The following is a 15,871-nucleotide window of genomic DNA, read 5'->3' on the forward strand; positions in this document are numbered from 1 at the left end:
TAAATTTTGTCGGCTGCGGCCCTGCAGTATATTTTTCCAGTATAATTAAAAGGTGAAGCGAGAATTTGGAGGATGGCGGATGAAAAAGTGGATTCTGCTCGCTGCAAGCGTTTTTTTTGCCGTGGCGGTGCTGTGGAAGCTCAATATCAATGAAGAAGCCATGACGGAGCCGGAATCCGAAACCGCCCCGGCGGTCGAAACGCCGAAACCGGTCATCGACGAAACCGTACAATGGTGGATGAGGGAACTGGAGTCCGGCGCGGCAAACGGCAGCTTCGAACTGGCCGCCGATTACGCCGACCGGCTCGCCGCTTATTACCGCCAAACGAACGATCCCGCGAAGGCGCAGTTGTACGAAGCGCAGCGCGAGCAATATTGGCAACAAGTGCCCGACGTTACGAAACGGCTGGTGCCGACCTATTCCTTCGCGTCCGAACAAGTGACGATAACGCCTTACGTCAGCGTGCCGGCCCCGGCCAACCCGCATCCGGCCAAGTTCGAGCCGGAAACCGGCGTTTACCTCGGCATGTACGCGGCGGACAAACGGGCCGGCTTCAACAACATCGCCGGCGTCGAAACCGTTTACGGGCGCAAACACGCTCTTTATTTGACCTACACCGGCTGGCGCAAGGTGCAGACCGATACGAATACCTACTTTCCGCTGCGCTTCGCCGACCGGGTCGCCGCCGTCGGCGGAGCGATCCAGATCGGTTGGGAGCCGCGCTTCGGGCTCGACGACGTCAAGGACGACGAATATGTGCGCACGTTCGCCAAAGAAGCGGCGGCATGGGGCAAACCGGTCTTCCTCCGCTACGCGTCGGAAATGAACGGCAATTGGGTGCCCTGGTACGGCGATCCGCGGAAGTACGTGGAGAAATTCCGGCTCATCCATGACATTATGGCGCAGGAAGCGCCCAATGTCGTCATGGTATGGTCGCCCAACTTCTCTCCCTACAACAACATTGAGCCTTATTATCCCGGCGACGACTACGTCGATTGGATCGGTTATTCCTTGTATGCCTCGGTGCCAACATATGACAACAAGGAGGATTTCGACAGTACGATCATCGACAGCTTCAAACGGCTGTACGACATGTTTCCGAACAAACCGATCATGATATCCGAAAGCGGCGTCTCCCACTTCGACATGACGCTGAACAAAGGGTATGAGCGTTGGGCGGAAGGACAAGTCGGCAGCTTGTACGAACTGCTGCCGCGCCTGTTCCCGCGGATCAAGTCGATCACTTACTTCAATTACAGCAAAGCAAGCTCCACCCGTTCGAACAAGCGGGACGTATACGACCTGGGCGAAAACCCGTTCGCCGACAGCGTCTATCGGCACGCGATCGCAAACCCGATGTTCCTGAGCGAAGTGAAGAACGGCGCCTCTTCCCCTGCCGGCAACATTTTCGTTCCGCTCGGCTCGGCGAAAGATTTGCAAGGCAAACACGAATTGTTCACTTACGTCAAGCTGCCGCATGGCGAACAGCCCTTTGCGGTGAGCGTCGCCCAGAACGGGCATACGTTGGGCACCGCTTATGCCATGCCTTGGCTGCTCAACATCGACTTCTCCCGCATCGATCCGCTTGCGCCGATTACGCTGACGGCATTCGACCGAAGCATGACGGCCATTGCGACGACGAACGCTTTTTTGCCGCATTAGGACGATGACGGCTCCGAACCGGACGCCGCCGCTCTTCGAATCCAGGTCGCCGCGGTAACGAGCAGCAGCGGAAGGACGAAGGAAAGGCTCACCCAAATCGGATGAACGGAAGTCACGATAAACGACCACTTGGCATAACCTTTCCAGGAATCAATCGACAGAACCGTCAGCAAGAGCGCGATCGGCATGATCAGCGCTCTTTCGTTATGCAGCCGGAACAGCCGGGCAATGGCCAGATTCAATGCGAACATGGCGAGGCTCAGCTTCATATAGGAACCGAGAATCATCGTCATGCCGACCGTCGATTCGATCCGTTCGATGATGTTCCCGACGTCGACGATTTGCGCCACCTGGAACAGCAAATATTTGCGTTCGCCCGTGATCGATCCGAACACCATCTGGGAGCACAGCACGGAAACCGTCAGGAACACGGCGTTCGCGAGCAACGCCAACTGCATCCGCCGCCCCAGCTTCCTGCCCCCGCCGCGCGGCACAAAGGCCAGCAGCATCGCCAGCGCCACGATTTCCGCATAAGGAAAGCCGTAGGCGAAATAAGCGCCATGCACAACCGGTTTCCATCCATCCGGCAGTATCGGCAGCAAATAATCCGCATCGTAATTCGGGATGAGCAGCAGCAGAACAAAACCGATCGCCAGCACCATAAAGCAACTGGTCAGCAGAAACAGCCGCGCCATCACTTCGATCCCCGCCCTTGCCGTCAAGGCGCTGGTCAACAGCAGCAAGAAATGAAACATGTACATCGGCGTTTCCTGCATCATCGAGCTGTTCATGAACAGACCGACATCAAGCGTAATGCCGATATTCATATGGATGAGCATCGTCAGGAACGGCATCATAACGACCCAGGTCGTCGTCCGGCCGAGCGCCTGGCGGCAGCAATCGACGAAGGTGAGCCCGGGATGGACGCGGTATAAATAGGTCATGCAGAGCAGGAGCAACACGCTGGCCGCATAAGCCATCAGCAGCGACAGCCAGGCGCCGGCGCGGGCCAAACCGACAAGCGGTCCCGGTATATTGATGATCGAGGAGCCGGTCATAAACGTGAACAGCAGCATGGCCAGTTGCCCGCTGCTTATCGTTTCCCGTTGCGCGATCATTGCGGCACCGACAACCGCGCTACAATCGCTTTGGCCGGCCCGATCAGCAAGTGACCCGTCACATCGTAAAATTTGGGCAGGCGCGCCTGCAAAATAAAATCAACGCCATGGTAGGCGGCAAGCAGGAGCAGCAGCCCGTACAACCATTTCGCTTTGGGCTCCAGCTTGCGTAAGCGCCACGTGTCGAATGCGAGAAAAACTGCCGCCATGCAGACGGACGCGATCGTTCGTTCCACCATGTCTGTCGCCTCCGGATCATTTTTTGACGTCGTTCGGATGACCGATTTCCGTCCCGGTATGCAGGATATCGACCGTAGCCTGCACGTCGAACGTGCTGGCGGCAAACCGACTGCCCCAATCGTCTTTCCAGCTTCTCCAGATGGCCGGATGCTTGCGATAAAGCCGATTGCCGAGGCCGATGGCGTCCAGTTGACTGGCCTTCATCTTCGCGATCACTTCGTTCATCTCCCGGTTCAGCTCCAGTTGCGCCCGCGCGACAAACACCGCTTCCTCCTCCGGCGTTTCGACCCGCGAGCAGCCGAGATCGCCGATCGACCCCTGGACGATCGTCCGGATCGTTGCAGACACTGCGTCGCCTCGAAGCGCGAAGCGCAGCTTGGTCTTCACCCGGGTAACTTCGATCGTTTCCTTGGATTTGCCGGATTTTCCTCGCCCTTCCTCCGGACAGGGGACTTCCAAGATCCCGTTCTCATATTCGTTGCGGAGCATCAGCAGCGGCTCGACTGCAGCGGACGACCACACATCCCGGAGAATCCCGTCTTTGAGCACCGCGCTGCCGGACGATACCAAATCTCCTTTGGCGTCGCGGTAAAAATAAGGCAGCAGCGCGACCCCTGTCGGATTTTTCGTTTGCCGGGCGAAACTGAGCAATGAGCCTTTGACAGACTTGGCCGAATGTCGCTTCGACGACCGATCGATTGAAGCCATTTGCTGGCTGATCGTGCTTTCGATCTTCGGCTTCGCAAGCAGATATGGCTCCATATCCCCTTGGCCAATCATCAGCAGCGCGTTCAGCCGCGGCTCGTGATCGCGGTAGAACACGTCGAGCAGGTCGCCGAGCTTCTGTTCGCGCGCCAGCGGTTCGCTGATCATGATGAGCCGCATATGGCTGAATTGCGCTTTCCGCCCGAGATGGATCGAGATGTCGCGGATCGCTTCGAACAAGGTGTCGTCTTCCGTCACTATGTTGACGTACGATTCCACTTGTTTCCCTTTCGCCCCCGCTTTCTGCGAAGGCTTGTATACTTCCGTTGTCAGCCGGTAAATGCCCGGGCCACCGGAATCGATGCCGACTCCCATGATGTAGCCTTTCTCCGGAAGCTCGGATTTGTCCCAGCAGCCCGCGGCGGGGAGCAGCGCCAGAACGACGCCCAGCAGTGTTGCCGTCCGTTTCATAGAGCCCCTCCCCGGTTGTTTTACCGCTTTTTCAGCATCCGTTTGTTGCGGTTCGTCACGATCAGCGGATCGAGCGGTCCCCGAATGAAAATATCGCGCCATTGCGCAAATTTGGCCGGTGCCAGCGGGGTCATGTACGGCTCGCCGAGCGCCCGCAGGCTGGTCATATGCAGCAAAATCCACAGCATTCCGATCATTACCCCGAACCCGCCGAGAAAGGCCGCCATCATCATCAACGGAAAACGCAAAATGCGCAGTGCGGAAGCAAGGTTGTACTGCGGCAGCGCAAACGAGGCGATACCGGTGATTGCGACAATGACAACCATAATCGGCGAAGCGATGCCGGCATTGATCGCCGCCTCCCCGATCACAAGAGCGCCAACGATGCTTACCGCCGAGCCGACCGGCTTCGGCAGCCGAATGCCGGCTTCCCGCAGCAGCTCGAAAAAAAACTCCATGATCAGCGCTTCGAAAAAAGCCGGGAACGGAATGCCTTCGCGCGAGTCGATAATGGCCAGCAGCAGAACGGTCGGAATCAGCTCCGTATGGTAGGTCGACAACGCAACATAGATGCTCGGCAGCGTCAACGCAATGAAAAATGCCACCCAGCGCATCAAACGAATCAAGGTCGAAATGAGGGTGCGCTGGTAATAGTCTTCGGCCGTTTGCAGAAATTCGCTGAACAGACCGGGGCAAATGAGCACCGTGCCGGTGCCTTGCACCAGGACGGCGATTTTGCCGTCCATCAGATTGGCCGCTGCCACATCGGTTCGCTCCGTATATTTCACTTGCGGAAACGGGCTCATGGTGGAATCTTCCAACACCTGCTCGACATAGGAGGCTTCCAGCACTTCCACGTCTAGAGAGGCGATTCGCTCGCGGAACAGCGTCAGCGTATTCGGATCGACCGCGTTTTCGACGTAGATGTAAGCAAGCCGGGTATTCATCGTGCCGCCGGTATCGACGTATTCGAGCTTCAGCAAATGGCTGCGGATGCGCGAGCGGATGAGTCCGATATTGGTCGTCAAATCTTCGACCGTGCCTTCGCGCGGCCCTTGCACGACGGATTCGGTGGAAGGTTCGGCAACTTGCCGCTTCTCCAGGGATAAGGCGTGAAAGGCGAGCGCGACATTCCAACCATCGAACATAATGACGACATCGCCGTTCAAAATATTTTCCTTGACCGCTTCGTAGCTGTACACGAGATTAGCGGAATCGTTGGACGCGACATGGCTGCCAAAATACGACCGGATCGCATCGATCGTCACTTCGGTTCCCGGCCCGATCGTCATCTCCACCAAGTCCTGCAGCGCCAGCTTCATATAATTGTGCTGCTTCTGCTGTACGAGCGTGTTGAAGTACAAGGAAACCGCGTGGTTTTCCATATTCGGGCCGAACTGCCAAGGCAGCACCGCCAAATCGTCGCAATCGGCAAAATCGTGCTCCAGCCGCGTCCGGTTGTAGGCCAAGTTAAGCGAGAGCGGTTGCATATCGACGGGCTCCTTTCGCTGCCGGATTTCCCCGTTAGTGTGCGCCGCCGTTAGCAAAATATGCAAAATCCCCGCAAGGCAAATAACCTCCCGGGCAAGGGAGGTTGGGGCTGGGGGCGAGTGGAGCGGCAAACTAGAACACTTTCTGGTCCGTGTACTTGCCCCGGATCTGCATCATGCCTTCGATGTTCGACAGAAAAATATCGACCAGCGCGGGATCGAAATGTTTGCCCCGCTCCGCTTTGAACAGATCGATGATTTCGGGCAGCTCCCATGCTTTTTTGTAGACGCGTTCGCTGCCAAGCGCGTCGAAGACGTCGGCAATGGCGATAATCCGGCCGTAAATATGGATGTTTTCGCCCTTCAGCCCATTCGGATAACCGCTGCCGTCATAATGCTCGTGATGCTGATGGGCGATGATCGCCGCCGCATTAAGCAGTTTGATCTGCGAATGCTTCAGCATGCTATGGCCGATGGAGGCATGGGTTTTGATGACTTCAAATTCATCGTCGGTGAGTTTGCCGGGCTTGTTCAGAATGTCGTCCGGGATGCCGACTTTGCCGACATCGTGCATCGGCGAAGCGAGGCGGATCGTTTCCGCTTCCTCCTCCGGCAGCCCGTACGCCAGCGCAAGCAGCTTCGAATATTCCGCGACGCGTTTGACGTGATAGCCGGTTTCCTTCGAGCGCGTTTCGGTTATTTCGCCCATCGTGAAGATGATTTCCTTCTGTGTATTTTCCACCTCTTGGTTGAGGTAAATGTTTTCGAAGGCAATGGTGACGTTGGCGCAATAAATTTCGATCAGGTAACGGTCCCACTCGGATAACGACTGGAAGCCGTTGAGGAAATTGACGTTTTCGATGCCGGTTTTGCTTCGTACGTAGATAACGAGGCGATCGTCGTAAAACCGACTCGACTTGTCCATGAACGAACGTTCGATGTCGGCGGCGATCGAATCGTCGACAACGTCGCGCAGCCGGTGGTTTTCCGGCACGGTAAAGTCGCCGCTTGCCGCGAGTATGAAAATGTCGGCCTCGTCCTTCGTGACGGCAAGCGAACAATGCAGCGCATTTTTGTGCAAATGCACGATTGACGTCAACTGCGTCAGCACGCCGGAAGCGAATTTTTTCATCGATTGCAGCTCGAAGATTGTCGAGGAAGCTTTGATGATTTCCTCCAGACCGTTTTTATTGCTTTCAATCACTTTGATATCGCGATAGGAACGCAGCGACGACACGATCGCCGTAAACAGCTTCTGGCTGGTCAGCTCCGTTTTTTCCTTGTAATCGTTAATATCGTAATTCATGATGACCAGCTTCTCCGGCGCCTGACCCGGTTGTCCGGTGCGCAGGATGATGCGGATGGCGTTGTTCTTCAATTGCTCGCGTATGTATTTGACCAGCTTGAGGCCGGAATCTTCCTCTTCCATCACAACGTCGAGCAGAATAAGCGCCGTATCGGGATGCTCCACCAGCAGCTGTTCCGCTTCCGCCGCCGTCAGTGCGCTATGGAACACAAGCTTCTTGCCGTCGAATTCGAAATCGCTCAATACGAGCTTCGTCACCTGATGTACTTCCGGATCGTCGTCGGCGATAATGATTTTCCAGCAACCGATTGCGTCTGCAAGTGAGGGAGCGCGATCTGCGTCGTCATCGCCGAAAAACATATACTCTTCTTCCGGAACCGGATTGGATTCCAGTCTGTCGTCACTCATCGCAATATCTCCTCCTCTGCGCTCTTGGGAGCGGCTTTCATCAAGAAGAGCGGGCCAGCTTGCTATACGGCTGCGCATGTGCTACCGAAAATTCGATCGTAAATGCCGCGCCTCGTCCGGGTTCGCTTTCGCAACGAATCGTGCCGCCCAACGTCTGGGTGACGAGATTGTAAACGATATTCATGCCGAGCCCCGTGCCGCCTCCGCCTCGATTCGTCGTGAAGAACGGATCGAACACTTTGTCCACGACTTGCGGCTCCATGCCTTTGCCGTCGTCGACGTAAAGGAGCGTCAGCTTGTCGCCTGTTCGGTCGACTGCGATGCGGATCGTTCCTTCGTCCTGCGGACCGTAGGCGTGAATGATCGAGTTCATCAGCAGGTTAGTCACAATTTGCGAAATGGCGCCGGGGTAGCTCGTAATTTCCAGGTTCGGGTCGCATGTCACAATCACGCGATGCCGCGTTTTTTTGAGCCGCGGCCGCAGGCTGACCAACAATTCGTCTTCCAGATACGACTGGATGCGGAACGTGCGCTTCGCTTCGCTCGACTGGTCGACCGACACCTGCTTGAAGCTGCGGACGAGATCGGAAGCGCGCTGCAGGTTCGTGCGGATCATGACGATCGTATCGCCGGTCGTTTGCAAGTATTGTTCCATATCCGACTTCTTCACCTTGTTCTGCTGGAACAAGGCGGCGAACTCGTTCGTCTTCTGCTCCAGAAACGAAACCGCCGTGACGCCGATGCCGACCGGGGTATTGATTTCATGCGAAACGCCGGCCACCAGGCTGCCCAAGGCGACCATCTTCTCCGATTGCACCAGCTGCTTCTGCGCGTTCTTGATCGTTTCCATCGCGTGCTGCAGCTCTTGGTAGCGGTTCTCGAGATTGACGACCATGTCGTTGAAAGCCGCCGAAAGCTCGTTGATTTCACCGCTGGCGTTCAGCGGTATTTGCACGTGCCGCTCTCCCTGCTGCACTGCGATGGCCGATTTGCGCAGCGTCATGAGCGGCGCGATCAGCATCTTCTGGATGATGAACGACAGCATGCCGAGCAGAAGCAAACAGATGCAGGACGCGAACACGACGATCAGCCGAACGCGTTCGTTAATTACCGTCTCCTCGTGGGACGAATTGAGAAAAATTTCCACCACACCGATGGTAGTGCCGTCCTCGAACATCGGAGCCAGCAGCCGCACCTTCGGAATGCCGTCGCGATCGCCTTTGATGTGGAACACCATATTTTCGCGCTGCTCCATCGTCTCGGACATGTTGTCGAGCGGCGGGCTGGTGCCGATCATCGGGCGGTTGGTGGAAGCAAGCACCTTGCCGTCGTTGCCGATCAAGGTCAGCGCGATGACATTGTCGTCCTTGTATTGAATATAATCGAAAATTTGCTGCACGTCTTCGATCGAATGCGATTCTTCGTAACGCCCGTTGATGGCGGCAGTAATGCCCTTGAGCTGCGACACGTACGTTTCTTCTACGGTTTGGCGCAAGCTGTAGGAGTCGAAGGCGACGATGATGGCCGTCAGCAAGATGGTGACGATGGCGAACAGAAAAACGATTTTCTTGCGCAAGGAAATATTGCGGTGCAGCATGTCCCCCTCCTTCGCAGCGCGGTCCGCTCCGTTCCGAATGATGTTATTTGATTTCGAAGTTGACCGATTTGTTCACATCGTACGGCGTATGATCATTGTTGTGCAGCGACACCTTGACTTGATGCTTGCCCTGTTTTAAATCGCCAAACACAACCGTCGGATCGGAGACGACCGTCTTCTCTCCGTCATCCATGTACATGTGAATATGGCCTTGCCCTTCCATGCGCTGCATGCCGAGATGATCTTTGCTGATCTTCATGTCCGTCTTCACTTCGACCGTTGCCGAAGTGCCGTTCACCGTAACAATTACATCCAGCGTCGGTTTGTAAGCGCTCGCCGCCTGCTCTTTCTTGTCGCTGCATGCCGTCAGCACCACACCCAACACGACCACCATCGCCAGACCCCATCTTTTCATCCTTTCACATCCTTATCGAAAATAGCTTGCACTCGCAGGCAACGGGCAGCTGGCAAAAGCGGCAAACCTTATGTCCATAGTCCTACTTTTCATATTAGCATGCCGTGACATTCTCCCACAATACGACAATCTTCCGAACGCCGGCCGCACCGGAGACTTCGTTACTGTAACATACGCAGCTTGTCCCCGATCAGTTCGAACGAGCCGGCAAGCGGGGCAAATCAAGAAAAAACCGGCGCGGGACGCGGCCGGTTTCATGTATTGCTTCCTATGGTTCAGCTTTCGTTTTCGATGGACGTGCCGTTCCGCTCCGCGATTCGCCTGACGGTTTGTTCCGCCACTTCAAAAGGCAGCTTGATTTTCTCCTCGCGGATGACGATGGGTTCCTCTCTTCCCCTCACCAGCAGTTCGATCCGTTTGCGTTGCTTGCGGGAAAACAGCGTCTTCACCGGCTCCTGCGTCAGCTTGATCCGGTAGATCGCATCGAGCGCAATAATTTGGCGCAGCGATTTCCCGCCGACATCCACTTCCAGAATCATCTCCGTCCGGTCCACATTCACATCCGTAACCGTAAGCAAACCTTTATCCCTCCCGCGCTTTCCCGGACGCCTGAAGCAACCGGGCCATAAACCGGGCTCGGCGTTTCGCCAAACCCGTTATCAGTTTATGGGCGCGGGGCGCGATTTAGAAGAGAACAGAGGCGGACAGCGCTACTTCACGATAATTTTTGCTTTCATGAACGGTTTGTGCGGCTCGCAGTAGTAGTCGTACTCCCCGGCCTTCGTCAGCGTAATCGTCGCCGATTCGCCGGCCGCAAGCAGCCGGGTCGAGAACGAGCCGTCCACCGCCACGGCATTGTGCATCGCGTCCTCGTCCTTGTTCGTGAACGTGACGGTGTCGCCGACCGAAACGGTGATGACCGATTCGCTAAAAGCGTAATTTTCCATATAAACGGTGTGGGCGGAACCGGTTGCCGCCGGTTGCGGCTGGTCTGTCGGTTTCGGCTCCGTCGCCGGCATCGGCATGCTCATGGCGCCGTGGAATTTGGCCGGATCGATGACATACCAGACGTTGTTGACCGCCTGACCGGTTGTCATGCCCGCTTTCGTATCTTTCGCGAAGTAGTACAGCGGGAACCCTCTGTAAGTCGTTTGCGGCGTGCCGTCCGGACGAATCAGCGTGCCAAAATCGGATGCCGCGAGCCCTGCCGGCACATTCGGCGTTTCGGCGTAAAACGCCGGCCAATTGGTCAGGCATTGGCCGCTGCAGGCGCTGACGCCGCTTAAATCTTTGTCGAAGTAATACAGCGTGCGCCCGCTGCCGTCCACAAGGAAGTTGCCCAGCGTGCCGTAAGCGGCGAACGTAACGGAATACGGTTTGGCCAAATACCATACTTTGCCGGACGCCTCGCCGTTTACGTCGCCAGGCGCCTTATCCTTGACGAAGTAATAAAGCGGCCAGCCGTTGTACGTCGTTTGCTTCGTGCCGTCCGCGCGCGTGAGTACGCCGAACGAAACGGCGTTCAGCGCTGCCGGTACCTGCAGCTGTTCGGCATAAAAGACCGGCCAGTTGGCCAGACATGCCGCCTGGCAAGCATTCGGGTCGGCTGGATCTTTGGCGAAGAAATACAGCGACATGCCTTTGCTGTCGGTCATGAACGTTCCGTATGCGCTGGCCGTCACACTCGTTTGCAGTTCGATGCGCGGGTAAGTCAGCGCTGCCGCCTTGGCGGCGTCAAGGCTGCCTGCTTCGGCGAGCGTTTCGGCAAGCTTCTTGCCGCCTTTGACGGCGGTTTGGAGCGCTTCGACCGTCGCTGTGGCGATGTCGGCGTTATGGAACGAAGCTGCGCCGGCCGCACGGTGCAAACCGAGCTTGCCGGCGAAAGCGATGACGTCGTCGTATGCGAAATCAGCGTCCTGCTTGTAGCCGAGCGCTTCCAGCATCACCTTGTAATATTGCTGCGCGGAAATAACCGCCAGCGGGTCGAACTTGTTGTTGCCGGTTCCTGCCCAGCCCAACTCGGGATGCGCTTTCAAATAAGCCATGATCGTTTTGTTGCTGTCGCCGACCTGGGAGGCGTCCTCGAAGTTGTCCGTGCCTTTGTAAGCGAGCGCCGCTTGCTCCAGCCCCTTCAAGCGCAAATACATGATTGCGGCCTGAATCCGCATGGTCGGCTTTGCCAAATACGCGGGAGTCAATCCTTCCTCATCGCCTTGCAGCATGCCGAGATTCGCCACGATGTCCGTGTCCGATTGCACCGCGGCGTTTTCCGCCTTGGCTGTAGCCGCTCCCCAAACCGCAATCGCCAGCAGGAGCAGCAAAACCAAACCGATCGCGTTGCGGACGATAGCCACACCCTGCCGCCTGAAGATAACCTTACCGCTTGCCACTGTCACGATAACGCCTCCTTATGTATGCCTGCCCGCGATCGCTGCAGCGTGACGCGGGCAAGCCATGCGATCGGCACGCGGCGCCGGCCGCCGTCGTAACCGTCTACTGTAAGGAACGGCGATTGTTCGGGATCGGTTTGCGCCTTGGCGGAATCATCGGCAGGCAAACTGCTGCCGTTTTCAGAGCAGCAAATGCATGTCGCCGAATTCGTGCCACAAATACCGATTCGCAATCGCTTCCCGGTAAGCCCGCTCCAGATCGGCCGGTGCGGCGAAAGCCGACAGCAGCTCGAGGTGGCTCGCCTCCGGTTCGTGGAAGCCGGTCAGCAGACCGTCAACGACTCGCAGCGGGTAGTGCCGGTCGATGTACAGGTTCGTGCGGCCGCTTCCCGCCCGGACGAAGCCGTCGGTCGTTGCCGCCGTTTCCAGCGTGCGCACGACGGTCGTGCCGACAGCGATGATTCGCCCGCCGGCGGCTTTGGCGCCGTTCACGGCTTCCGCCGTTGCCGCCGGGATCGCATACGGCTCGGCATTGCGCCGCGGATGCGGCTGTTCGCCGTCGGGAGAGCCGGCCGCATACGGCCAGTAGCTAAGCCCGGCGTGCAGCTCGATAAAAGCGAAGCCGATCCCGCGCTTCCGCAGCTTGCGGATCAGCTGCCAGCTGAATGCGCGGCCGGCCGAAGGCATCTCGACCGAACCCGGCGCGGCGGCGAAGACGGTCTGGTAGTAGTCGAGCGCCCAAGGCTGGCGGGCGTATTCGTACCGCACCGGCTCGCCGAGAGCGTAGATGCGCTCATACAGCGAAGGGCCGCTGCAGGAAAATTGCAGCGTAAACGTCGGCGCGCCGTCCGTCCGCGCGGCGACAAGCGCCGACAATGACGGCGCAAACCGCAGCGTGTCGCCGACTTCCACCTCCGCGGCCAGCACGAGCGCTTCCCAGCTGCCGGCGCCCAGCAGATGCGACAGCCGCACTTCCACACGCTCCTCCGCGACATTTCCTCCGCGCAGCCGCTGCGCCTGCAGCACGGCCGGCATCGTCCGGCTTGCGTTGACGACGATCACATCGCCCGGGCGCAAATGGCAGTCGAGCTCGTAGAAGCGCGAATGCCCCGACTCGCCCGACCGGCGATCCGTCGTCAGCAGCCGGACGCCGTCGCGCCGCAAGCCGCGAACTTCCGGAGGCTCCGGCGCATGGAGGACGGACGGCAACTCAAACGCGATCGTCATGCGGCTCTTCCCCCTTTCCGCCAAACGGCGGGCGAACGAACTGCTGCGCCTGGAAGCGGCTGCCGTTGACTGTGGCCGCTTCGTCCGATGCGAGATACAGGAACACGTCCGTCACGTCATCCGGTTCGGCCAGCCCGTAATCGCAATCCGGCACCGCCAGCTCGTGCATGCGGGTGTTCATTTCGCCGGGATCGACCATATTGACGCGGACGCCGCTGTCCGCCACTTCTTCGGCCCACGTTTCGGTCAACCCTTCGAGGCCGAATTTGGAAATGCCGTAAGCGCCCCAGCCACCGTAGCCGACATGACCGGCTTCCGATGTGACGTTGATGACCGAACCGCTCCCGCGCAGCAGCATGCCCGGCAGCACGCGCCGCGTCACGAGAAACGGACCGAGCGTATTGACGCGCAGCACTTCGGCGAAGTCCGCTTCGGGGTAGTCGAGCAGCAGCGGTATCGGGCTCGGGCCGAGCGTCGACGCGTTGTTGACGAGCACGTCGATGCGGCCGAACAACGCTTCCGCCGTACCGATGAACCGCTCGACATCCCGCGTGTCGGCCGCGTCGGCTGCGATGGCGAGCACTTCGCCGCCGAACGCTTTTGCTTCCGCGGCCGTTTGCGCCAGCTCCGCTTCCCCGCGCGCGCACAACGCAAGATCCGCGCCGGTTCGCGCGAAGGCGAGCGCAAGCGCTTTGCCGAGACCGCGGGATGCTCCGGTAATCATGACCACTTGTTTCGGGCGATTCGTTTGTTTCGTTCCTGTTTCCATCGTGCAACACCTCTTCCACACATAATATACATATATGTTTATTAAGTATGTTATCGCTGCGACGATGGTGTGTCAATGCATATTTTGCGTTTAAGAAAAATCGTCAGGGGAGATCGCCCTGACGGTCCTTTCGGGTTTGGAGTCTGAAAGGGGCTGCTTTTTTGCCCCGCGGCCATCGGGGCAAGCGCCATGCCGTGCCCAGCAATCTGGCTTGGCCGGCAACTGTCAACCTCCAGTGGGGCCGGGCCGATGCAAGGGAAGGCTGGCCTTGTGAGGGGGGAACGCCTAGCATGGAGCAGACACTTTGATTCATGCGCGCCATACCCTCATGCGCCAACCCCCCCTTCCCAAATAGGCCATGTTTTCTTGCCTATTTCGCCAAAAACGGGCAGCCTCTTCAAAATAACCAGCGAAATCACTGGCTATTTCACTTGAAGTACCTATTTGAAGGCGATACGGGGCAAATAACCAGTGTTTTCACTGGCTATTGCCGGCGGGCCGGACGATCTGGGGCAAATTAGCCATTTTTCATGGGCTATTTTGGTTTCCGAGCAATAAATCGGGCCACTCAGGGGAGGGTCGCCAGGATCTGCTTCCAGCAGCGGCGCGCGAGTACGCTCGTTCACGAAGCAGCGGAGCGGAAGGGCTGCTCTGAAGAAGCGGAGCGCTTTCTGTAAGAAAGCGGCTTCGGAAGCCTATGCTGCGTTCGCCTTTGTTTTCGGATGGTTACCTTGGCCGTATTGTTTCCCGGTTGCGCTTCCTAGCTCCAGCACGCCTGCAACATCCTGTCCCTACCCGGAACTTATCCATTCTTAAATATCAAAAAAGACCGCCTCCTGGACGGTCTCGCACCTTGCTATCGCTACGATGATTCTCCTTCATGGCGCCCGTTCGCCATCGGGAGGGAGCAAGAAGCCACTTTCTTACTTCGGCGTTTTAACGGTTTACAATGAGCTTATTCGGTCATTTCGAACGATTTTCCGGCGCTAACGGATCGTAGCGGGCTTATTTCCTGATTTTACTCCGATTTAATCGGCTTTTCGGCAAATAACGACTGTGAGAACCGTTAGATTTGCAAACGGGCCGATTTCGACTGGATAAGACCTGTACGAACCGTTAGGCGCAGAAAGCGGCATGCCGCCTACGGCGTTCCGGCACTACCGGCGTTCCGGCAGCACATCGCGCAGCGCCGGCTCCAGCGTGGCGAAGCGGAAAACGAAGCCGGCGTCGAGCAGCTTGCGCGGCAGCACGCGCTGTCCATCCAGCAGCAGGGACGCCATTTCGCCGAGCAATAGCCTCAGCGCAGCGGCGGGAAGCGGCAAAGCATGCGGCCGATGCAGCATCCGGCCGATCGTGCGGCCGAACGCGTCGTTCGTCACCGGTTCGGGAGCCGTGGCATTCACCGGGCCGACGATGGCGTCGTGACGGATGCAATAGTCGATCAACCGCACCATATCGTCGATGTGAATCCACGAAATGGGCTGCCGGCCGCTGCCGATCCGTCCCCCGACGAACAGCCGGTACGGCAGCACCATCTTCGGCAGCGCTCCGCCGCCTGCTCCGAGCACCAGACCGATCCGCAGCTTCACGACGCGGCAGCCGGCGATGGCGTCCGCCGCCCGTTCCCACTGCGTCACGACACGGCCGAGAAAATCGCTCGTTTGCGCCGGGCTGCTCTCATCGAACGTCGCTTGCTCGGAAGCGCCGTAAACCGACATGCCGGAGCCGTTCACAACGACGGCCGGCTTGTCGCGCAAACGCGAGACGAGCCTCGCAACCGATTGCGCCGCGCTGAGCCGCGACTCGAGAATACGCTCCTTCGCCGCTGTCGTCCAGCGCTGGTTGATCGATTCCCCCGCGAGGTTGACGAACGCGTCCAGCCCTTCCAGCAGCTGCGGCTCGCGTTCCAGCTGCGCCCACGATACGCGCAACGCGCCCGCTACCGACTGCGGCGTTCCGCTGTCCGAACCGCCCGATCGCGACACGACGACAACTTCGTCCCCCCGCTCGCGCAAATAACGAACGAGGTGGCCGCCGATGAAGCCGGTGCCGCCGGAAACCGCGATTTTCAT

Annotated in this window: 14 protein-coding genes; 1 reads left to right on the forward strand and 13 read right to left on the reverse strand. The window is 58.0% G+C overall.

Features of this window, described 5'->3' with window-relative positions; genetic code table 11:
* Positions 1–79 precede the first annotated feature (79 nt).
* Positions 80–1,663 carry a glycoside hydrolase family 26 protein gene (locus EXY20_RS11340; protein ID WP_135550945.1) on the forward strand — a complete coding sequence of 528 codons (1,584 nt, stop codon included), beginning with the start codon at positions 80–82 and terminating at the stop codon, positions 1,661–1,663.
* Here the strand turns inward: EXY20_RS11340 and EXY20_RS11345 are convergent.
* The 13 genes from EXY20_RS11345 to EXY20_RS11400 form a co-directional block, all read right to left on the reverse strand.
* Entirely contained in the window at positions 1,660–2,781 is a 1,122-nt protein-coding gene (locus EXY20_RS11345; RefSeq protein ID WP_135550947.1) for a GerAB/ArcD/ProY family transporter, read from the reverse strand. The genes EXY20_RS11340 and EXY20_RS11345 overlap by 4 nt on opposite strands.
* A complete protein-coding gene (locus EXY20_RS11350; protein ID WP_135550949.1) occupies positions 2,778–3,020 on the reverse strand; it encodes a hypothetical protein in 243 nt (80 codons plus the stop codon). The genes EXY20_RS11345 and EXY20_RS11350 overlap by 4 nt, the downstream gene beginning before the upstream one ends.
* A 16-nt stretch (positions 3,021–3,036) precedes the next feature.
* Entirely contained in the window at positions 3,037–4,197 is a 1,161-nt protein-coding gene (locus EXY20_RS11355; protein ID WP_167859170.1) for a Ger(x)C family spore germination protein, read from the reverse strand.
* A gap of 20 nt (positions 4,198–4,217) precedes the next feature.
* Positions 4,218–5,687: a spore germination protein gene (locus EXY20_RS11360; RefSeq protein ID WP_135550953.1), complete on the reverse strand. Its 1,470-nt coding sequence runs from the start codon at positions 5,685–5,687 to the stop codon at positions 4,218–4,220.
* Positions 5,688–5,820: 133 nt separating this feature from the next.
* Positions 5,821–7,401, reverse strand: coding sequence for a DUF3369 domain-containing protein (locus EXY20_RS11365; protein ID WP_207671256.1), 1,581 nt, complete (start codon positions 7,399–7,401; stop codon positions 5,821–5,823).
* Between the two features lie 40 nt (positions 7,402–7,441).
* Positions 7,442–8,998, reverse strand: a complete 1,557-nt coding sequence (locus EXY20_RS11370; protein ID WP_135550955.1) for a HAMP domain-containing sensor histidine kinase — start codon at positions 8,996–8,998, stop codon at positions 7,442–7,444.
* A 43-nt stretch (positions 8,999–9,041) separates the two neighbouring features.
* The gene (locus EXY20_RS11375; RefSeq protein ID WP_135550957.1) at positions 9,042–9,413 is read right to left on the reverse strand and encodes a hypothetical protein; all 372 of its coding nucleotides are present in this window, start codon (positions 9,411–9,413) and stop codon (positions 9,042–9,044) included.
* A gap of 275 nt (positions 9,414–9,688) precedes the next feature.
* A complete protein-coding gene (locus EXY20_RS11380) occupies positions 9,689–9,991 on the reverse strand; it encodes a hypothetical protein (protein WP_135550959.1) in 303 nt (100 codons plus the stop codon).
* A gap of 132 nt (positions 9,992–10,123) precedes the next feature.
* Positions 10,124–11,809: a plastocyanin/azurin family copper-binding protein gene (locus EXY20_RS11385; protein ID WP_135550961.1), complete on the reverse strand. Its 1,686-nt coding sequence runs from the start codon at positions 11,807–11,809 to the stop codon at positions 10,124–10,126.
* Complete coding sequence (locus EXY20_RS38865) at positions 11,806–11,970, reverse strand: hypothetical protein (protein ID WP_167859171.1); 165 nt, start codon at positions 11,968–11,970, stop codon at positions 11,806–11,808. The genes EXY20_RS11385 and EXY20_RS38865 overlap by 4 nt, the downstream gene beginning before the upstream one ends.
* Positions 11,971–11,983: 13 nt before the next feature.
* Positions 11,984–13,030 (reverse strand): S-adenosylmethionine:tRNA ribosyltransferase-isomerase, encoded by a 1,047-nt coding sequence (locus EXY20_RS11390; RefSeq protein ID WP_135550963.1) that lies wholly within the window; start codon positions 13,028–13,030, stop codon positions 11,984–11,986.
* On the reverse strand, positions 13,014–13,799 hold the full coding sequence (locus tag EXY20_RS11395; RefSeq protein WP_135550965.1) for an SDR family NAD(P)-dependent oxidoreductase: 786 nt from the start codon (positions 13,797–13,799) through the stop codon (positions 13,014–13,016). Before EXY20_RS11395 ends, EXY20_RS11390 begins: the two co-directional genes overlap by 17 nt.
* Positions 13,800–14,956: 1,157 nt before the next feature.
* Positions 14,957–15,871 carry a TIGR01777 family oxidoreductase gene (locus EXY20_RS11400; protein WP_135550967.1) on the reverse strand — a complete coding sequence of 305 codons (915 nt, stop codon included), beginning with the start codon at positions 15,869–15,871 and terminating at the stop codon, positions 14,957–14,959.

Source organism: Paenibacillus cymbidii (assembly GCF_004764705.1).
Classification (GTDB): Bacteria; Bacillota; Bacilli; order Paenibacillales; family NBRC-103111; genus Paenibacillus_AN; species Paenibacillus_AN cymbidii.